Consider the following 19,770-nt stretch of genomic DNA (forward strand, 5'->3'; position numbering starts at 1 on the left):
AAAAACAACGTAGAGCGAAGTAAGAAAATAGAATGGAATATGAAATTTTGATATAAGAGAAAAATATCTGAGAATTATTTGCATTATCTATTATAGATTATTAGAATGGGACGATTCTTATTTTTAGAAAAATGGACAATTTGTCCAATCACATAAAGGAGTTTTCATGAAAATTAAGCATTTCCAAATTGCAGCCCTTACCGGCTTAATGGCATTTGCAGGCTTCGCTTCTGCAGATATTACCGTTTACAACGGACAACATAAAGAAGGTGCAAAAGCCGTTGCCGATGCGTTTACAAAAGCAACGGGCATTAAAGTGACCTTAAACAGTGCGAAAAGCGATCAACTTGCGGGCCAATTGAAAGAAGAGGGAGATAAAACCCCTGCAGATGTATTCTATTCCGAACAAACTGCACCTTTCGCAGCACTCTCTGATGCGGGTTTGTTAGAACCGCTTTCAGCAGACACCATTAAACAAACTGCACACAAAGGTGTGCCTGTTGCACCGAAAAAAGACTGGATCGCATTAAGCGGCCGTTCTCGTGTTGTGGTTTATGATCACACCAAATTATCTGAAAAAGACATGGAAAAATCCGTGTTAGATTATGCAACACCAAAATGGAAAGACAAAATTGGTTATGTTCCGACTTCAGGTGCATTCTTAGAGCAAGTTGTTGCGATTACTAAATTAAAAGGTAAAGATGCGGCACTTAAATGGTTAAAAGGTTTGAAAGAAAACGGTAAACTTTATGCAAAAAACAGCGTTGCCCTTCAAGCCGTTGAAAATGGCGAAGTACCAGCAGCGTTAATTAACAACTATTACTGGTATGCACTTGCAAAAGAAAAAGGTGCTGATAACCTCAAAACACGTCTTTACTTCATTCGTCATCAAGATCCAGGTGCATTAGTGACCTATTCTGGTGCAGCTGTATTAAAAGGTTCTAAAAATAAAGAAGAAGCGAAAAAATTCGTTGATTTCTTAGCAAGTAAAGAAGGACAAGAAGCGTTTGTTTCAGTACGTGCAGAATACCCACTTCGTACCGATGTGGTTTCTCCATTTAACATGGAACCTTATGCAAAATTAGAAGCGCCTGTTGTTTCGGCAACCACTTCTGAAGACAAAGACAATGCAAACAAACTTATTGAAGAAGCTGGTTTGAAATAAGTTTAATTTGCTATGCTATGCAATATAGGGCGTGTAATACACGCCCTTCTGTTATTTACTCTACACTAATACTTTCAAAGGATTTTTTGTGTCTAATCGCCCTCCTCGCTGGCTTGTTGCCTTAATCGTGCTGATTAGTTTGCCATTATTACTCCCTTTTTTGTATGTTATTGAACGAGCTGCAGATGTTGGATTAGCTCGCAGCATTGAATTACTTTGGCGCCCAAGAATGTGGGAACTGCTCAGTAATACCCTACTTTTAATGGTATTTGTCACGCTTTTTGCCATTATTCTCGGCACACTATGTGCGTTTTTATTAGAACGTTATCGCTTTTGTGGAAAAGGCTTTTTCCAAGTTGCCATGACGCTTCCGCTTTGTATTCCTGCCTTTGTCAGCTGTTTTACCTGGATCAGTCTCACCTTTAGAGTAGAGGGCTTATGGGGAACTATCGGCATTATGACGCTGAGTTCTTTCCCACTCGCTTATCTTCCTGTGGCAGCAACTTTAAAAAGACTCGACCGATCTTTAGAAGAAGTGAGTCTTTCACTGGCGAAAAGCCAGGCTTACACATTTTGGCATGCGATTTTCCCGCAACTCAAACCCGCTATCGGCAGTAGCGTATTATTAATTGCCCTTCATATGTTAGTGGAGTTCGGTGCGGTATCCATTTTAAATTACCAAACTTTCACCACCGCCATTTTCCAAGAATATGAAATGGCCTTTAATAACAATACCGCTGCCTTACTTTCTGGTGTGTTAATGGTCATTTGTATCCTTGTGGTGATGGGCGAAATTCGTTTTAGAGGCACACAAACACTCTATCAAAGCGGCAAAGGCGTAATACGCCCCTATCCATTAAAAACGCTCTCTGTTGGAAAACAAATTTTAGTCGTGAGTTTCTTTACAACCATTTTTGTGCTCAGTATTGGAGTGCCGATTACCATGCTGATTTATTGGCTAAAAGTAGGAAATTCCATTGAAAGTGCGGTCGATTTTGGGGAATTTTTTACCGCTTTCACAAACTCACTCACCATATCAACACTGGGTGCTGCGCTTACCGTTATTTGTGCCTTACCATTAGTATGGGCGGCAGTACGCTATCGCAGTAAATTGACGATTTGGCTTGATCGCATCCCTTATCTACTTCATGCAGTACCAGGGCTCGTGATCGCATTATCGTTAGTTTTCTTTACCATCAACTATGCGTATTCCCTTTATCAAACCTTTGCTATGGTTGTGGTCGCCTACTTTATGCTTTATCTTCCAATGGCACAAACGACCTTACGAGGATCGCTTGAACAGATGTCTGATAACATCGAAAAGGTGGGACAAAGTTTAGGCCGTAGCAACTTTTATATTTTCCGTACCTTAGTCATCCCCGCTATGTTACCTGGAATTGCTGCCGCATTTGCTTTAGTTTTTTTAAACTTAATGAAAGAGCTCACCGCAACCCTATTACTCACACCGAATGATATTAAAACGCTTTCAACCGCAGTGTGGGAATATACATCCGATGCACAATATGCGGCAGCCACGCCTTATGCCATTATGTTAGTGCTATTTTCCGGGATTCCTGTATTTTTACTGAAACGATACGGTTTTAAATAACGAAAAGATAAAATGACAACATTACTCGATATTAAAAATTTGAATAAATCCTTTAATGGACAACAGGTTTTACACAATATCTCGCTACAATTAGAGAAAGGTGAAATTTTGTTTCTTCTTGGTGCATCTGGTTGTGGGAAAACCACCTTATTGCGTAGCATTGCTGGTTTTGAACAACCAACAAGCGGTGAGATTTGGTTAAAAAATCAACCTATTTTTAACGACAATATCAATGTGCCAACCCAACAGCGCAAATTAGGTTATGTGGTACAAGAAGGTGTGTTATTCCCCCATTTAAATGTTTACCGCAACATTGCTTATGGCTTAGGAGATGGCAAAGGAAAAACAGAGGCGGAAAAACAACGCATACAGGAAGTAATGAAACTAACCGGCATTAGCAGCTTAGCTGATCGTTTTCCTCATCAGCTTTCAGGCGGGCAACAACAGCGTGTTGCACTTGCTCGAGCCCTCGCACCAAGCCCTGAACTCATCCTGTTTGATGAGCCATTCAGTGCATTAGATGAGCATCTAAGAAATCAAATTCGTTACGATATGTTACAAGTATTAAGAGAAAGTGGCTCATCCGCTATATTTGTGACCCATGATCGTGATGAAGCGCTCTGTTATGCAGATAAAATTGCGGTGATTCAAGAAGGAAGAATCCTCCAAATTGCGACACCTAAAACACTGTATTGGTCACCGCAGCATTTATCCATCGCCACATTTATCGGAGAAAGTATTATTTTCCCTACAACATTAAAAAATGATGCTATCGCGACCTGTCAATTAGGTGAGGTCGCTGTCGAAAATAAAGGAAATGGTCATACGCAAGGGAAGGTTTTATTCCGCCCTGAGCAATTCTCTCTTGCAAAAAAAATCCAAGATCCGACTGCGTCTTTTAAAGGTGAGATTAAACGGATTGAATCGAGAGGACGCGCTATTAATCTTTGTATTGATGTCGGCGGTTATGAATTTAATCTTAATGAAGATCTCATTAATCATTACCAAATTGGAGAACAAGTCACCCTGTATTTATATGGAAAAGGCGTGTTCTATAATGATTAAAAAAGGCGGAACACATTGTTCCGCCTTTTTATATGATTTAATGACCAAGTGATTTTCGCATTTTGATGTTGAGCATTTCAACTACTGCTGAGAAGCCCATTGCAAAGTAAATGTAGCCTTTTGGAATATGGATATCCAAACTTTCAGCCATTAAACTTACTCCAACTAAAATTAGGAATGCTAAGGCTAAAATCTTCAATGTTGGATGGGTATCAACAAAATCACCAATTGGTTTCGCCGCAAACATCATCACACCTACTGCAATCATAATTGCTAAGATCATCACTGGAAGGTGATTTGCCATCCCTACGGCTGTGATCACTGAGTCTAAAGAAAATACAATATCTAAAATCGCAATTTGGATTAATACACCCAAATAACTGACTTTCTTCTTGTTATTCTCTTCTTCATGATGTGCTTCAGGATGCATCGCTTCTTTAATTTCGCCTGTACTTTTCACAATCAGGAATAAACCCCCAAGGAATAAAATCAAATCACGACCTGAAATTTCCTGACCGACTAAAGTGAACAGTGGTTCCGTTAATTTCATCATCCAAGAAAGGGAAACAAGAAGTAAAATACGGGTAATCATCGCTAATCCAAGACCGATAATACGACCAGATTGACGTTGATTCGCAGGTAAACGTCCCACTAAAATACTAATAAAAATAATGTTATCGATACCCAAGACAATTTCAAGTGCGGTCAAAGTGAGCAATGAAATCCATGCTTCAGGATCAACAAGCCATTCAAACATAATGTGTTCCTATATAAAATCCGAAAGGTTGAATCATAGACAGTTCGCGTAGAAAATCAAGATTTTTCCTAACTTTTTAAGGTCTCGAAAATCTTTTCTGCTAACGCTTTAGAAATACCAGGTACAGAGGCGATTTCATCCAACGTGGCATTTTTGACACCTTGCAATCCACCTAAATATTTCAACAAGGCTTGGCGTCGTTTAGCGCCTACCCCTTCAATGGTTTCCAATCCACTTTGGGTAAAGGCTTTTTGGCGTTTTTGACGATGACCGCTAATCGCATGATTGTGACTTTCATCTCGAATATGTTGGATTAAATGCAGGGCAAGGCTATCATCCGGCAAATGAATCTCACGATCTTGTTTGCTGATAATCAACACCTCTTGTCCCGCTCGACGATCGACACCTTTTGCCACACCAATTAAGTGCGGTCGATTTTTATCCCATTTTACATTGAGCTGATGAAAAACCTCTAAGGCACGATTAAGCTGCCCTTTACCACCATCAATAAAAATAATATCGGGAATTTTATCTTCATCAAGATCGCGGTCGTAGCGTTTCTTTAAGGCTTGCTCCATCGCAGCATAGTCATCGCCCCCCGTAATACCGTCAATATTAAAACGGCGGTAGTCTGATTTCAGCGGGCCTTCTTGATTAAATACCACGCAAGATGCCACGGTTTGATTACCCATCGTATGACTAATATCAAAACATTCCATGCGTTTAATTTCAGGCATATCGAGCAATTCACAAAGCGCCTGATAACGTTCATGCATTCTGGAAGATTGTTTAAGTTGAGTCGCTAAAGCCGCTTTGGCATTAATTTGTGCCAACTGCAAATACTTGCCTTTATCGCCTTTAGCGGATTCTTGTATCACCACTTTTCGGCCGGCTTGTTCAGTTAATAAAGCCTCAAGCTCCGCTTTTTCATCTAGTTTATGATCCACAATAATACTATTAGGAATACTTCTGCCCTGATGACCTTGCAAATAGAACTGCCCAACAAACGTTGCCGTTAATTCGGATAAATCTGTATTAGCGGGCACTTTCGGAAAATAACTGCGATTGCCTAATACTTTACCTTGACGAATAAACATTACCTGAACACAAGCTAAACCGTGCTGATACGCAATGGACATAATATCCATGTCGTCCAAACGCTCATTGGAAACAAATTGTTTTTCGATAACTGCACGAACGGCTTGAATTTGATCACGATAGCGTGCCGCCCCTTCAAAATCCAAGTCTCGGCTCGCCTGTTCCATTTTGCCAATGAGGTAATCTAATACTTGCTGATCTTTTCCTTGCAAAAATAATCGCGCTAATTCCACTTGTTGGTTATATTCTTCATCTGTCACATAACCTGGCACACAAGGTGCTGAGCAACGTCCGATTTGATATTGCAAACAAGGACGGGAACGATTGTTATAAACCGAATTTTCACATTGACGAACAGGGAATAATTTTTGCATTAACGACAAGGTTTCACGCACTGCCCCCGCATGAGGATAAGGCCCGAAATACTCGCCTGCTATTTTTTTCGTTCCGCGATAAGAAGTAATACGAGGATGACGTTCTTTCGTCAATAAAATAAAAGGATAGGATTTATCATCTCGCAATAATACGTTATAACGAGGCTGATAAAGTTTAATGAAGTTGTGCTCTAGCAACAACGCTTCAGTTTCTGAAGAAGTAATCGTCGTATCAATATGATGAATTGACGACACCAAGGCTTCTGTTTTTTTGCTGCTTAAGTTTTTTCGGAAGTAGCTGGAAAGGCGCTTTTTGAGATCTTTCGCTTTGCCCACATAAATAACCTGATCTTTATCGTCATACATACGATAAACACCAGGTTCATGAGAAACGTCTGAGAGAAACTTCTTGGAATCAAACATCAGTAAAAACTATGCCAAAATTGACCGCACTTTTTCTAAATCTTCAGCCGTATCAACACCAACAGCAGGCACTTCTTTCGCCAATTCCACGTGAATACGCTCACCGTACCATAATACACGGAGCTGCTCTAACTTCTCTAAGTTTTCTAATTGTGTTGGTGCCCATTGCACATATTGTTTAATAAATCCCGCACGGTAAGCATAAATACCGATATGACGAAGATACGCATCAGCCAGTTGTGCCTTTGAGGTATCCGCTAATTGCATAAATTGATCACGATCGTAAGGGATTACTGAACGGGAAAAATACAACACATAGCCGTCTTTATCAGTGATGACTTTCACGGCATTTGGATTAAATAACTCTTCCGCTTCATGAATTTTTACCGCAAGCGTTGCCATATTCACGTTAAATTTCGCTAAATTCTCTGCCACTTGGCTCACAATAACAGGCGGAATTAACGGTTCATCCCCTTGAATGTTTACAATAATTTCATCATCAGCAATACCAAGCTTACTTACCACTTCCGCTAAACGCTCTGTACCAGAATTATGTGCTTCTGATGTCATACAAACTTCAGCCCCAAAAGCTTTTGCTGCTTTTTCAACTTGTTCGTTATCTGTCGCGATAATCACTCGACTTGCGCCTGATTGTTGAGCTTTTTCAAAAACATGTTGAATCATGGGTTTACCGGCAATATCAGCTAAAGGTTTACCCGGTAAGCGGCTCGATGCAAAACGAGCAGGGATAATAACTGTAAATGACATAATCATTCCTTATTCTTTCAATGTTTCGGCTTTTTCTGCCAACAATACCGGCACGCCGTTTTCAATAGGATACGCCACTTGCTCAAAAGGGCAAATGAGCCGTTGATTTTCTTGATCGTATTTCAATCTTGCCAAACATCTCGGACAAGCGATCACTTCTAATAATCGAGGATTGAGTTTCTCACGCATATTTCACTCGAATAGGGTTTACATCAAATGACGAATTTTTTCCCACAATTGTGGAAGTTTTTGACCTTGGTTTTCAGCCTCAACAATCTCCGCATCAACGGGGACATACCACCAATTCTCTTTAGCAAAAGCTTGGCATTTTACTGCGTCCTTTTCGGTCATAAAGAGCGGTTGGTTTTCAGCGAGTTTTTCTAATAATTGCGGCTCAAAATGTTGATGATCTTGAAAAGCTTTCGTATTTTCTAAACGAATATTTAAATTTTCCAACATCGTAAAAAAACGTTGAGGATTGCCAATTCCTGCGATGGCTGAACCTTGAGTAAATTCACTTAACAAGCGTTTTTCTGCCGTCACTAAATTAATTGCGTAATGAGGAACCAATTGCATTATGGCATCAGAATAAGCATTTTTTCCGCCATTAGTAATCACAAAGTCCACATTTTTTAAACGACTTGGCAATTCACGCAAAGGCCCTGCTGGTAGCACAAATCCGTTCCCTAAAGCGCGTTCTGCGTCCATCACAACAATTTCAATGTCACGTTGCAACTTATAATGTTGTAATCCATCATCCGAAATAATCAGATCGCAATCCTGTGTTTTCAAAAGTAATTCAATAGCTTGTTGACGATTCGGTGAGATCACAACAGGCACACCTGTTCTTTTGGCAATTAAAACAGGTTCATCGCCACCTTGAACGGGATCTGTTTCTGGTGTAACAAGTAAAGGATAGGTTTTAGATTGGCTACCATAGCCACGAGAAATCACGCCTACACGCAATCCTTGTTTTTGCAACTCTTCAACTAACCAGACAACAACAGGGGTTTTACCATTTCCACCAACAGAAAGATTGCCGACAATAATGACTGGTTTCGGGGATTTATAAGAGGATAAGATATTCAGAGAAAATAGTGCTCGGCGAATTTGGCTAATCAACCAAAATAGCAGTGAAAAAGGAAGAAGCAACCAAGCAAGCTTTGAATTAGAGTACCAAAAAGGCATTTCATTTATCCTATATTGATTTTGGGCGAACACATTGGTTCGCCCTTATTATTTTAGCCGCTAAACTGCATACTGTGTAATTGTTTATACGCACCATCAAGCGCTAATAAATCTTGATGTGTACCACGCTCTTTAATTTCACCGTGTTCAATGACTAAGATTTCATCGGCATTTTCAATGGTTGATAAACGATGGGCAATCACCAATACTGTACGATCTTTTTTCAGCTCTTCTAATGCAGACTGAATCGCTCGTTCAGATTCTGTATCTAATGCCGATGTGGCTTCATCTAAAATTAAAACTGGTGAATTACGTAGTAATGCACGAGCAATCGCTAAACGCTGACGTTGACCACCTGAAAGAGTTGCACCATTCTCACCAATAACGGTATCAAAACCTTGTGGAAGTTTCTCGATAAACTCTAGGGCATAAGCTGCTTTTGCTGCTTCGATAATTTCTTCACGCGTGTATTTATTTTCTGCTGCGTAAGCAATATTATTGGCAATCGTATCGTTAAATAAATGCACTTGTTGAGAAACAACAGAGCAATTCTCACGTAAATTAGATAAACGATAATCTTGAATTCTCACGCCATCTAATAAAATCTCGCCTTCGTCAATATCGTAGAAACGCGTCACCAAATTGGCAATCGTTGATTTCCCCGAACCTGAGCGCCCCACTAATGCCACAGTTTTGCCTGCGGGCACATAGAAAGAGATATTATTTAAGGCTTTTTCTTCCTTACCATCATAAGCAAAACTCACATTTTTAAATTCTAAATCACCTTTTGCGGGTTCGGCTTTATACGTGCCATTATCTTTCTCTGTTTCCAAATCTAAGATCGCAAATAATGTCTGACAAGCCGCCATACCGCGTTGGAATTGTGAGTTCACATTCGTCAAAGATTTTAACGGACGCATCATCGCTAACATGGAAGAAAAAACCACCGTAAAAGAACCCGCTGTTAAATTATGATCAGCAATTAAAGGCGTGGTCGCCAAATAAAGTACCGCAGCTAACGCTAAAGAGGCAATCACTTGCACAACAGGATCTGAAATCGCATCGGCAGTCACCATCTTCATACCTTTACGACGCATATCGTTACTGACTTTATCGAAACGCTCTTCTTCCACTAATTGCCCACCAAAAGAAAGTACCACTTTATGCCCTTTTAGCATTTGTTCCGTTGCAGAGGTTAATTCCCCCATAGAGTCTTGCATATTTTTACTGAGCTTACGAAAAATCTTAGACACCATGCGAATCAGCACTGCAATAATCGGGCCAATCACGAAAAGTACAAGTGTTAATTCCCAACTGGTATAGAGCATCACAACAAGCAACGAAATTAAATAGGCTCCTTCGCGAACAATCGTCACTAATGAGCTAGATGAAGAGTTCGCTATCATTTCTGAATCATAGGTAATACGAGAAAGCAATTTGCCTGTTGAATTACGATCAAAAAAGCTCACTGGCATAAACATTAAATGTTTAAACAAACGGCGGCGCATAATCATCACTACTTTACCGGATACCCACGCCAAGCAATAGCTAGAAATAAAGTTAGTCACACCACGCAATATAATCATGCCAACTACAACAAACGCCATCATTTTCAAGAAAGAATGATCGGCTTTACCAAAACCGTCATCGAGCAAAGGCTTAAGCAGATAAATCAAACCTGAATCAGCCAAAGCATTAAAAATTAAAGCAAAGGCAGCGACTAACAAACCTGATTTAAAAGGTGAAATCATCGGCCATAAACGCTTAAAAGTTTGTGTAGTTGAAAAATCTTTATCTTGCATAGCTTGTCTTACATCATGTTATCTTAAAAAAATTGGCTGCATTGTACCTGTTATTTTGTGGATAATCCAATTACACGGACAAACCAAGGTAAAAAATCTCCTCTCGCCTTTTCAATTTCAATGCCCTTTTCAGTAAAATTTAACCTTATATGACCTGAAATAGCCGTATTTTCGACCGCACTTTGATAACGATTTAATCGTTCAATCACGGTTGGATGAGGAAAATTCCACGCATTCCATCGTCCACTTGAAATTAAGGCTATATCCGGTTTTGTCTGTGCTAGTAAAATTTCTCCAGTTGAAGTTTTACTACCATGATGTCCCACCTGTAACACGTTAATTTTGCCGAGGTTTTCAGCAAAAGATCTTTCTGTTGCCACATCCGCATCACCGGTTAACAGAATCTGATACTGTCCATCCGTGAATAAAATCACGCAAGATTGGGGATTCTCCGCCCTATCTGTTATTTGCGTTGGTGAAAGAACTTTAAAATCAAGCCCTCGCCACTGCCATTGTTTCCCCTGAAGACAAAAAGTGCGGTGCATTTCGCCATAGCTTTTGCGAGAAGGTGTAATCAGCTCAATCTCTGGGTATGCGGTTAAAATCGTTTTAGCACCGCCTGAATGGTCATTATCATCATGGCTTAAAATCAAGGTTTCAAGTTCAATCCCTTCCCGTTGAAGATAAGGCAATATTTCCAATTCCGCCATGGAAGAGCCCCCTGTTCCACTCTGCCAAGCTGGGCCCGTATCATACAACACGCCTTTCCCTTCTTTTACAATTAAGGTTGCTAAACCTTGACCAACATCTAACGTATCTAACTGCCATTTGGGTTTCGTAAAATATCGATACCCTAGCGTACTCATACAAACACTAAAAATAAGAATAACGCCTAAAAGAGCTTGCTTATAAGCTTTTGGCGATAAGATTTTTGTGTAATTTAATGTAAAAAATCGACTTGATTTTAACGGTGTATTTTTTGTTTGAGTTTGAGATGCAAAATACAATCCACATAACATGCTGCCAAAAACAAAGCTTAAAAGTGCAGTCAAAACGAGGGATAAATTCATCGAAATTGGCATATACGAGCCCTGGAAAAAACTGAGGCATTGCGTAATACCTTGAGCAATCGCATTTGAAAGAGGCCAAGAAGAAAATGCGCCATTCGTTAACACCGCAAAAAGAATCAAGGGTACCAGTAAGAAACTATACAAGGGCACGGCGATTAAATTCGCCAAAAATCCATTTAACGCAAAGCCATTAAAAAAGAAAAGCTGAATAGGTGTGAATAAAATTAGAAGCCCGAACTGCAAATGAAACAAGCCCAAAATCAACCGCACTTTGCGGGATAATTTTTGATGTCGCCATTCAAAGATCGATAAGGGAACATATCGGTACCACACAATCAAACAAGTAACAGCACCAACTGAAAGCCAAAGGCTCACCGAAAGTGGCATAATCGGATCGCAAAACAACAAAAATGCCACCACTAAACAAAGCATTTTCGAAGGCGTGTAATATCGTCGAGAACATTGAAGGATTGCAATAAAAAGCAACGCCATCATTGCACGGAAAGTCGGTAAACTAAATCCGGCTAAATAGGCATAACCTAAGGCAATCAACACACCAAAGCAAAGTGGAAACCAGGGTGAAATAAAGCGCGTAGGCAGTACGAATTGCAAGAATCGAGCAAAGAAAAAGCCTATCCCCATTGCTAAACCAATATGGAGCCCTGAAATCGCAATCAAATGTGCTGTATTCGTTTGTTGATAAATCAACCACGTTTTATTATCCAGCCAAGCCCGCTCACCAAATGCCAATGCAATAAGCAAGCCTTGCAAAGAAAGCCCCTCTGTTTGCTTGAGGCTAGTCTGTAGAAAATATGTGCGGTAAGAAAAATCATCACCAATTTTGACCGCACTTTTCACATTTCCAACGGCAATAATCCTTTTTGAAAAATACCATTGTTGTCGATCAAATCCCCCATGATTAAGTCTTGCAGAAACAGGTCGAAGTTTTACATCACCCCGCCAAACTTCGCCGAGTTGTGGCTTTTCCGGCGCTTTCCAATTAATAAAAATCCGTTGTTCTTTTCCATCAAATAAAGAGCTTGTCGCAACCAACGTTTGATAATCTTGCTGATGAAGAATTTCTGAGATGTGGAGATCTAAGGTAATTTTATTCGGTAAACTTGAAATTTTCTCTGCTTGTCCCAATAACGATAAAGCTGGTGAATGTGCATAAGCCAAAGTAATCAAAAACAAGATACTACTTATGCAAAAATTTCTGGCTTTAAAATAATTGAACCAATGGAAACAAAGTGCGGTCATAACCAACATTAAAATGCTCAGCCCTGCCTGTTGCCAAGTGAACAGTAAAAAATCGGGCACGACAAGCAAGGACAAGGCTGAGACAATGAGCATCATGCACAGTTGAAATAGCGTGATTTTCATTTTAAGTGTGATTTATAGCGAGAAAGTAAGGCAAACTAGCCTTAACCTCACAGATAAGCAAATGAGCATACCGTTTTTTGCGATCACGATCGCAAATTTGAAATTTCTAGGCTAAATTTATTTGCTAAATAGGTGAAGTTCTGCTATTTATATCGCCCTTAAAAAACAGGGTTCTTATGTCAGCTATTTTTTAGCTGATAAGAATCAATCAAAACAACAAGACAGGAAGTCATTTAAATCTTTACTACATTAGGAGTTATCAATGTCTAAGGCATCTCTAAGTTTGCTGGATTTAGCCGGTGTTAAGCCTTATCAACCAAAGAAAGATGAAGAATACATGAATAAAGATCAGATTCTTCATTTCAGAAAAATTTTAACTGCGTGGCACGAGCAAATTGTGGAAGAAGCATCAAGAACGGTTGCTCATATGCAAGATGAAGCATCAAACTTCCCTGATCCGGCTGACCGTGCGACCCAAGAAGAAGAATTCAGTCTTGAATTACGTAACCGCGATCGCGAGCGTAAATTAATGAAAAAGATTGAATATACATTGAAAAAATTAGATACCGATGATTTCGGTTATTGTGATTCTTGTGGCGAAGAAATTGGTATTCGTCGTTTAGAAGCACGCCCTACAGCGGATCTTTGTATCGATTGCAAAACTCTTGCTGAAATTCGTGAAAAACAAGTCGCAGGTTAATTTATTTAAATAACCCAACAAAAAAGTGCGGTCAAAAACAACCGCACTTTTCGTGTTTTTATCAAATGTGCATTTAACACAGAGAATGGAGTAAATTATTCTTACTTATATAAAAAATTTATTTGGTAAAAAAACTAAAAAAGAAACCGAAACCAATATAAATTCGCCCGTTCCCAAAACGGCGCCTAAAACCAAAAAAACAAACGTTTCAAAAACAGAGCGTTCACAACCCAAGATCGCCCCGTCCTCTTCTCACCATAAAAAAACCAACACACAAGCATCTCGCTACGACAAACATAGCGTGAAAGCCGCTCATTTCGGCATTAATCCACGTATGTTTAGTCGTAATGCCATTACTGTGGTAGAAAAATTGCAACGCCAAGGTTATGAGGCTTATATCGTTGGGGGCTGTTTACGTGATTTATTATTAGGTAAACATCCAAAAGATTTTGATGTGGCAACAAATGCACGTCCCGAGCAAATTCAAGCGGTATTCCAACGTCAATGCCGTTTAGTTGGTCGTCGTTTCCGTCTTGCACACATTATGTTTGGTCGCGATGTAATCGAAGTGGCCACATTCCGTGCTAGCCATTCGGATGCGCGCAGTGAAAATCAAGCCAAACAAAGCGATGAAGGAATGTTACTGCGTGATAACGTGTATGGCACCATTGAACAAGATGCGGAGCGTCGTGACTTTACCGTAAATGCCCTTTACTACAATCCGCAAGATAATACGTTGCGTGATTACTTCAACGGAATTGATGACCTGAAAAACGGAAAATTACGTCTGATTGGCGATCCTGTGACCCGTTATCAAGAAGATCCTGTACGGATGCTACGCTCTGTGCGCTTTATGGCGAAATTGGATATGTTCTTGGAAAAACCAAGTGAACAGCCAATTCGTGAGCTTGCACCATTGCTAAAAAATATTCCACCCGCGCGTTTATTCGATGAGAGCTTAAAATTATTGCAGTCTGGCAATGGCGTAAAAACCTATAAATTACTGCGTCAATACGGCTTATTTGAACAGCTTTTCCCAAGCTTAACGCCTTATTTCACCGAAAAAGAAGACAGCCTTGCGGAACGTATGATTTTAACTTCGTTAAATTCAACTGATGAACGTATTGCCGATAAATTACGTATCAATCCTGCCTTTTTATTTGCGGCATTCTTCTGGTATCCATTACGCGAAAAAGTAGATGTGCTGAAAAATGAAGGTGGCTTAAACAATCATGATGCTTATGCCCTTGCAAGCAATGAAGTGCTAGATCAATTATGCCGCTCATTAGCCGCACCTCGTCGTCATACATCCGTTATTCGTGATATTTGGATGTTGCAATTACAACTCCTTAAACGCACGGGCTCTCACCCAGCTCGCACGATGGAACATCAAAAATTCCGTGCCGCCTTTGATTTATTGGCGATGCGTGCTGAAGTAGAAGGTGGTGAAACCGTTGAGTTGGCAAAATGGTGGCATGAGTACCAACTCAGCAATCAAGAACAACGTCGCCAACTAGTTCAAGAGCAACAAAAATTGCATCCTGCACCGAAGAAAAAATATTACCGTAGACGTAAACCTAAGGCGGCTAACTAATGGTTCAAGTGTATATCGCCCTTGGCAGTAATTTAAATACGCCTACAGAACAATTAAATTCGGCATTAGAGGCAATTTCTGCGCTACCTAATACCGAATTAAAATCGGTCAGCGGATTTTATCAAAGCAAACCATTAGGCCCGCAAGATCAACCTGATTATGTAAATGCAGTGGCGATGATCGAAACTACTCGCCCACCTTTAGCTTTGCTCGATGAATTGCAACGCATCGAAAACGAGCAAGGCCGCGTACGTTTACGTCGTTGGGGTGAGCGTACACTGGATTTGGATATTCTGCTTTATGGCGATCAAATCATTCAAAATGAACGCTTAACGGTGCCTCATTACGATATGAAAAACCGTGAATTTGTGATTGTGCCGCTTTATGATATCGCACAAGATTTGGTTTTACCGGAAGGGGAAAAAGTCGCTAATTTGGTGAAAGCCTTTGAAAATCATCAAATGTATAAAATCAAAAACAGCGAGAAAATTGACCGCACTTAACTCAAAACAAAAGGGCTGATATTCACTATCAGCCCTTCTTTTTTACCTATCAAATTAGGCGGCAACGGAAACAAAGATTTCTGTGCCGATAATCACACAAATAAAACCAACCAACATTGGGACAGACATACGTTTTACGATTTCAAATGGTGAGATTTTTCCCATCCCTGACACAGCCACAACCACACCAGAAACCGGTGATAAACCACGACCTAAGTTAGAGGCTTGTAGCATTGGAATGGTTAAGAATGCTGGGTTGACGCCCATTTGAGTGGCTAATTTTGGAATTAATTCTGCAAAAGCATAGAACGCCGCGTTACCAGAACCTGTCGCCATGGTGGCTAAAATGGTAATCACCGCAAGCACTAACATCATAAAGAATGCTGAACCGCCGAAAGATTGTGCTGAGTCGATTAAATTAGTGATAAAGCCGATTGTACTTAAACTTTGTGCAAATACACCCGCTGCCACTAAAAGCATCACCACGCCCGCAAAGGCATCGGCCATACCGCGATATGCCACCACGAGATTATCGAAGGTTTGTTTTGCGTTAAAGCTACGTAAGAAATCTACCGCAGCAGTGATGATAAAGCAAAGCACCATCACGGTAACAATGTGTAAATTTGGTAAGCCCCATTTACCATCAAAAAGTAACACGCCGATAATTGGTAATAATGGCAAAATCGCATAGTAGTTTGGTGCAGTGGTTTTAATTTCATCTGCATTCAAACGTTCTACTTGCACGCCTTCTTTTTTATCTAAATAACGCTGCCAAAAGAAGTGTGCGACAGCAATCCCTAGAATCGCAAAAATCGAAACCGGCAATGCAGTGCCAAAGGCAAACTCACCTAAAGGAATTTTGGAAATTTCAGCAGAAAGCACCACATCACCCGAAGTTGGGGAAAGGATAATCGAAATTGGCGATGCACAAATTGCCGCTGCCGCCCCACGTGAAATCCCCACGTTTACCATGACAGGGAATAATGTCGCCATTAATAACACGCCTAAACCTGTTGCAGATGACACAGCAAAAGACATCAAACATGCAAGGAAGTAAGCAAACACCATTAAAATATAAGTTGAACGGATATTTTTCAGTGGTTTTGACACCAATTTCACCACCACATCATTCGCACCAAGATGAGTCATGTACACGGAGAAACCACATAACACCATAATCATCAAGCCTAAGCCGCCGCCACGATTACCGAGTAGATATTTCACATATTCTAAAATATCAAAATAGGTAGAACCGGTGCTTTTCACGCCTTCTGGTAAAATTGAATGTCCCATCAGCACTGAAATGAATAACAAGACCAAGCCACCAAACATCAACACGCCGGTCGCTGAATAGCCTTTCACGATGTAATATGCCACCAAAACAATGGCAATCAAACCTATAATCAGATCCATAATTTACCTCTTTATTAAAATAATAATATCAGCAAGATAGCGATTGAATAGAGAGTTGTAAATCAGTTCAACACGAAAATTTGAGGTAGATCACAAAAAGAGTTTTGGGGAGAAAGTGCGGTTGGTTTTGGAGGTGTTTTTTAAAGCTAGAAATATTTGAGACAAAACCTACTGAGTTTTCAAATAAGCTTGCCGACGACTTTGTTGGTAAGAACGTCGGCTATTCTGAACTATAAATAATTTAACTAAAAACCCGTTCAAAAGGCATTAATAATCTTAATGAAATTATGATTTATTTCTAAATGGATTCTTAGACAAACATACATCTTGGTCATTATTCAATAATCTGATAAAAAAATCTTCATATTTATAAGCACCTGATGATAAATAAATCTTATGTAAATAATCATTTATTTTATATTCATATTCTATATACATAAACTTATTATCAATAGTTTTTATACTTTTATTTTTTAGATCTGTGAGATATATAATTCTACATTCTTGCTCATCTTCAAAGGCGGCATGTTTCACTAAGAAAGTAATTGGAAGTAATAAAAAGTTTATTACTTCATCTTTACACTTGGCATCATCAAAAGACAATTCCTTTATAAACCTTGATATTTTATTAAGATTTTCAATTACTTTACTATTCTTTTCTTCAATGTAATCTAAATAATTTTTGATATCACCTGACTTACCATCTCTATAAAATGTTATGTTCCCTCTATGAGCAATATTTATATACTTATCCTTTGAATCTGGATCTATATATATACATCGATATAAAGGAAGTTTTTCTATGAACTTTTTATCTTCTATGGATTTATCCTCTATATTTCCTATAAAATTAATACGATTATTTTGATTATTAAAAAAACCATTATTAAACACAATACTAACGCCTGAGGCCTCGAGATTATTCTCTTTTCCATATAATCTAAATTGATTCAAGCTGTCATGGTTAAATGTAAAGCAAGATATGAGTATGAGACTATGTTTATTCTCCAATGTTGAAGATATATCAAGATATTCTTTTAAGATCTTACCTTCTTTCGGATCGTTTACATTTTTCACTGTATTCAATCGTAGATAGGAACCATTTTTATCCAATAAGTTAAACGCAACAGAAGGGCTTGTATAATGAGCGACATATTTTTCATAACCAAATTTATCATCCTCAATCTTAAGGATTGACAAAATATCTGTTACACAACGGTATATGGAGTTTATTGTTTCTTTATTATTAGAATTTTCCATACAAAATAGCTCTTTCTTAGTCTCATAGTAAAAATATTTTTTAGAACTATTAAAGTATTCATAACTTTTCTCACTATTTTCTAAGTAATCTCTAGTTATCACTCCTAAAAAGTACTGCGCTTTGTAATATAAAAAATCTTTTATATTATCTTTGTTAATCTTATTTAAATACTCAATTGCTTTATCAAAATCCTTCTTCCCTTTAAAAATATCCCCTAATAAATACATAGACCTACTATATATATATTTATATTTCTCATTAATTTTCTTTAAATAACTTATTGCATCATCATTAGCTAATTCAAACCAAGATATACACCCCAAGTGATAACTTGCATATGAAAAAACCAATTCACTATCCTCTTCTTTTATTTCTAAATAAATACTTTTAGCCTTTTCATATTCCCCTTTTTTCCTATATTGGTTAGCTAATTTAAAACAAGCTTTAGCAAAATTTTTTGGAGTTGAATTATCTCTTTTTAGAGATTCTAATTCTTCATTCAAACACATTAAATCATATCCTTATATATTATTAATCAAATTCAAAATCCGCTTATCCGACACCTGATACTTCGTGCCTAATTGCTGCGCAAATAAACTCACACGCAATTCTTCAATCATATAGCGAATTTCTGCAATTTCATCAGAAATTGGTTTAGATTTCGGCAGTTTAGCGAGCAATTGTTGGTAAGCTTGTTGTACTTGTTCCACGCGTAGCATCGCAGCACGATCGCGATTTACATCTTGAGCCAACTTATCAATGCGTTTATCAACGGCTTGCAGATAACGCTGTAAATCTGGTAGGCGATCATAACCGCTCTTTTGCACAAAACCTGGATAAATCAGCCCGCTTAATTGCGCCTTAATATCAGAAAAGGCAAAGGCCATGGTGAAATCCATTTTACCTTTTAAACGTTGGTTTAAGGCGTGATTGAGAGAGAGGATTTGTTCCACTTTCTGCGCAATATCCACGGTCACTTCGTTAAGGTTTTCTCGAACGAAATCACGCAATTTTTCAAAGCCGGCTTCATCCCACACAAACCCGCCAAAATCGGTAATCAGTTTATCCACCGCACAAGCAATACAGTCGTCAATCAAATCCAACACACGACCGAACGGGGTAAAATACAGACCCAATTTAGCCTTATTCGGCAATTTTTCATGCAGATATTTAATCGGTGACGGTACATTGAGTAACAACAATCGACGCAAACCTTGTTGCATTGCTACTGCTTGCTCAAATTCTGTTTCAAACAGTTTGATACCTACGGCATCTTTTTCATCTACAATGGCCGGAAACGCTTTGACGCTAAAACCACGTTGTTTTTGTTCGTAACATTGTGGTAAATCTGCAAAGCTCCAAATATGCAACCCGCTTTGTTCAATACCATAATCTGCCACTGCAGAAATACTTTCCTGCACACGATCTTTTAAGTTGAATTTCAGCTCATCCAAATTCATGGATTCCGCAATTTTCTTGCCGTTTTCATCCACCACACGGAAAGTCATTTTCAGATGGCTTGGAATTTGTTCCCAATTCCAATGTTCCGCTTCTACGGTGACGCCCGTCATACGACGCAATTCATAAATCAGCGTAT

At 39.0% G+C, this 19,770-nt stretch carries 16 protein-coding genes; 6 read left to right on the forward strand and 10 right to left on the reverse strand.

Features of this window, described 5'->3' with window-relative positions; translation table 11 throughout:
• Nucleotides 1-166: 166 nt before the first annotated feature.
• The 3 genes from HMPREF2732_RS03635 to HMPREF2732_RS03645 all read left to right on the forward strand — a co-directional run bounded on the left by HMPREF2732_RS03635 (nucleotide 167) and on the right by HMPREF2732_RS03645 (nucleotide 3,839).
• A complete protein-coding gene (locus HMPREF2732_RS03635; protein WP_049365385.1) occupies nucleotides 167-1,165 on the forward strand; it encodes an iron ABC transporter substrate-binding protein in 999 nt (332 codons plus the stop codon).
• Between the two features lie 88 nt (nucleotides 1,166-1,253).
• Nucleotides 1,254-2,774, forward strand: coding sequence for an ABC transporter permease (locus HMPREF2732_RS03640; RefSeq protein WP_070591229.1), 1,521 nt, complete (start codon nucleotides 1,254-1,256; stop codon nucleotides 2,772-2,774).
• A 12-nt stretch (nucleotides 2,775-2,786) separates the two neighbouring features.
• Nucleotides 2,787-3,839, forward strand: a complete 1,053-nt coding sequence (locus HMPREF2732_RS03645) for an ABC transporter ATP-binding protein (RefSeq protein ID WP_070591231.1) — start codon at nucleotides 2,787-2,789, stop codon at nucleotides 3,837-3,839.
• Between the two features lie 37 nt (nucleotides 3,840-3,876).
• On the opposite strand, the gene HMPREF2732_RS03650 is transcribed toward HMPREF2732_RS03645, so the two are convergent.
• From HMPREF2732_RS03650 to HMPREF2732_RS03680, 7 genes are all read right to left on the reverse strand, one after another.
• On the reverse strand, nucleotides 3,877-4,596 hold the full coding sequence (locus HMPREF2732_RS03650; RefSeq protein WP_070591234.1) for a TerC family protein: 720 nt from the start codon (nucleotides 4,594-4,596) through the stop codon (nucleotides 3,877-3,879).
• Between the two features lie 68 nt (nucleotides 4,597-4,664).
• Nucleotides 4,665-6,491 carry an excinuclease ABC subunit UvrC gene (gene uvrC, locus HMPREF2732_RS03655; RefSeq protein WP_070591238.1) on the reverse strand — a complete coding sequence of 609 codons (1,827 nt, stop codon included), beginning with the start codon at nucleotides 6,489-6,491 and terminating at the stop codon, nucleotides 4,665-4,667.
• A 9-nt stretch (nucleotides 6,492-6,500) separates the two neighbouring features.
• Nucleotides 6,501-7,259 (reverse strand): 3-deoxy-manno-octulosonate cytidylyltransferase, encoded by a 759-nt coding sequence (kdsB, locus tag HMPREF2732_RS03660; RefSeq protein WP_070591240.1) that lies wholly within the window; start codon nucleotides 7,257-7,259, stop codon nucleotides 6,501-6,503.
• A 9-nt stretch (nucleotides 7,260-7,268) separates the two neighbouring features.
• On the reverse strand, nucleotides 7,269-7,448 hold the full coding sequence (locus tag HMPREF2732_RS03665; protein ID WP_005696424.1) for a Trm112 family protein: 180 nt from the start codon (nucleotides 7,446-7,448) through the stop codon (nucleotides 7,269-7,271).
• Between the two features lie 18 nt (nucleotides 7,449-7,466).
• Complete coding sequence (gene lpxK, locus HMPREF2732_RS03670) at nucleotides 7,467-8,447, reverse strand: tetraacyldisaccharide 4'-kinase (protein WP_070591242.1); 981 nt, start codon at nucleotides 8,445-8,447, stop codon at nucleotides 7,467-7,469.
• A gap of 53 nt (nucleotides 8,448-8,500) precedes the next feature.
• Nucleotides 8,501-10,249: a lipid A ABC transporter ATP-binding protein/permease MsbA gene (gene msbA / locus HMPREF2732_RS03675; RefSeq protein WP_070591245.1), complete on the reverse strand. Its 1,749-nt coding sequence runs from the start codon at nucleotides 10,247-10,249 to the stop codon at nucleotides 8,501-8,503.
• 50 nt (nucleotides 10,250-10,299) lie between these two features.
• Nucleotides 10,300-12,702: a DNA internalization-related competence protein ComEC/Rec2 gene (locus tag HMPREF2732_RS03680; protein ID WP_070591249.1), complete on the reverse strand. Its 2,403-nt coding sequence runs from the start codon at nucleotides 12,700-12,702 to the stop codon at nucleotides 10,300-10,302.
• A gap of 262 nt (nucleotides 12,703-12,964) precedes the next feature.
• Here HMPREF2732_RS03680 and dksA point away from each other — a divergent pair, with 262 nt between their 5' ends.
• The 3 genes from dksA (at nucleotide 12,965) to folK (ending at nucleotide 15,499) form a co-directional block, all read left to right on the forward strand.
• Nucleotides 12,965-13,402: an RNA polymerase-binding protein DksA gene (dksA, locus tag HMPREF2732_RS03685; RefSeq protein ID WP_070591253.1), complete on the forward strand. Its 438-nt coding sequence runs from the start codon at nucleotides 12,965-12,967 to the stop codon at nucleotides 13,400-13,402.
• 94 nt (nucleotides 13,403-13,496) lie between these two features.
• The gene (gene pcnB / locus HMPREF2732_RS03690) at nucleotides 13,497-14,996 is read left to right on the forward strand and encodes a polynucleotide adenylyltransferase PcnB (protein WP_410002388.1); all 1,500 of its coding nucleotides are present in this window, start codon (nucleotides 13,497-13,499) and stop codon (nucleotides 14,994-14,996) included.
• On the forward strand, nucleotides 14,996-15,499 hold the full coding sequence (gene folK / locus HMPREF2732_RS03695) for a 2-amino-4-hydroxy-6-hydroxymethyldihydropteridine diphosphokinase (RefSeq protein ID WP_070591257.1): 504 nt from the start codon (nucleotides 14,996-14,998) through the stop codon (nucleotides 15,497-15,499). The genes pcnB and folK overlap by 1 nt, the downstream gene beginning before the upstream one ends.
• Before the next feature lie 54 nt (nucleotides 15,500-15,553).
• Here folK and dcuC read toward each other — a convergent pair whose 3' ends face one another.
• The 3 genes from dcuC to HMPREF2732_RS03710 all read right to left on the reverse strand — a co-directional run.
• The gene (dcuC, locus tag HMPREF2732_RS03700) at nucleotides 15,554-16,912 is read right to left on the reverse strand and encodes an anaerobic C4-dicarboxylate transporter DcuC (RefSeq protein WP_070591260.1); all 1,359 of its coding nucleotides are present in this window, start codon (nucleotides 16,910-16,912) and stop codon (nucleotides 15,554-15,556) included.
• 285 nt (nucleotides 16,913-17,197) lie between these two features.
• Nucleotides 17,198-18,682, reverse strand: coding sequence for a tetratricopeptide repeat protein (locus HMPREF2732_RS03705; RefSeq protein WP_070591262.1), 1,485 nt, complete (start codon nucleotides 18,680-18,682; stop codon nucleotides 17,198-17,200).
• 12 nt (nucleotides 18,683-18,694) lie between these two features.
• Nucleotides 18,695-19,770: DUF3418 domain-containing protein (locus tag HMPREF2732_RS03710; protein ID WP_148129041.1), on the reverse strand; the 1,076-nt coding region annotated here is incomplete at its 5' end.

It is taken from the genome of Haemophilus sp. HMSC061E01 (assembly GCF_001810345.1).
GTDB lineage: Bacteria > Pseudomonadota > Gammaproteobacteria > Enterobacterales > Pasteurellaceae > Haemophilus_D.

What these genes read in the sequence shown, in the direction of transcription:
- kdsB (WP_070591240.1), bottom strand. Translation starts at nt 7,259, where the DNA reads ATGTCATTTACAGTTATTATCCCTGCTCGTTTTGCATCGAGCCGCTTA.
- HMPREF2732_RS03645 (WP_070591231.1), top strand. Translation starts at nt 2,787, where the DNA reads ATGACAACATTACTCGATATTAAAAATTTGAATAAATCCTTTAATGGA.
- dcuC (WP_070591260.1), bottom strand. Translation starts at nt 16,912, where the DNA reads ATGGATCTGATTATAGGTTTGATTGCCATTGTTTTGGTGGCATATTAC.
- HMPREF2732_RS03705 (WP_070591262.1), bottom strand. Translation starts at nt 18,682, where the DNA reads ATGTGTTTGAATGAAGAATTAGAATCTCTAAAAAGAGATAATTCAACT.
- dksA (WP_070591253.1), top strand. Translation starts at nt 12,965, where the DNA reads ATGTCTAAGGCATCTCTAAGTTTGCTGGATTTAGCCGGTGTTAAGCCT.
- folK (WP_070591257.1), top strand. Translation starts at nt 14,996, where the DNA reads ATGGTTCAAGTGTATATCGCCCTTGGCAGTAATTTAAATACGCCTACA.
- HMPREF2732_RS03680 (WP_070591249.1), bottom strand. Translation starts at nt 12,702, where the DNA reads ATGAAAATCACGCTATTTCAACTGTGCATGATGCTCATTGTCTCAGCC.
- HMPREF2732_RS03665 (WP_005696424.1), bottom strand. Translation starts at nt 7,448, where the DNA reads ATGCGTGAGAAACTCAATCCTCGATTATTAGAAGTGATCGCTTGTCCG.
- msbA (WP_070591245.1), bottom strand. Translation starts at nt 10,249, where the DNA reads ATGCAAGATAAAGATTTTTCAACTACACAAACTTTTAAGCGTTTATGG.
- uvrC (WP_070591238.1), bottom strand. Translation starts at nt 6,491, where the DNA reads ATGTTTGATTCCAAGAAGTTTCTCTCAGACGTTTCTCATGAACCTGGT.
- HMPREF2732_RS03635 (WP_049365385.1), top strand. Translation starts at nt 167, where the DNA reads ATGAAAATTAAGCATTTCCAAATTGCAGCCCTTACCGGCTTAATGGCA.
- lpxK (WP_070591242.1), bottom strand. Translation starts at nt 8,447, where the DNA reads ATGCCTTTTTGGTACTCTAATTCAAAGCTTGCTTGGTTGCTTCTTCCT.
- HMPREF2732_RS03650 (WP_070591234.1), bottom strand. Translation starts at nt 4,596, where the DNA reads ATGTTTGAATGGCTTGTTGATCCTGAAGCATGGATTTCATTGCTCACT.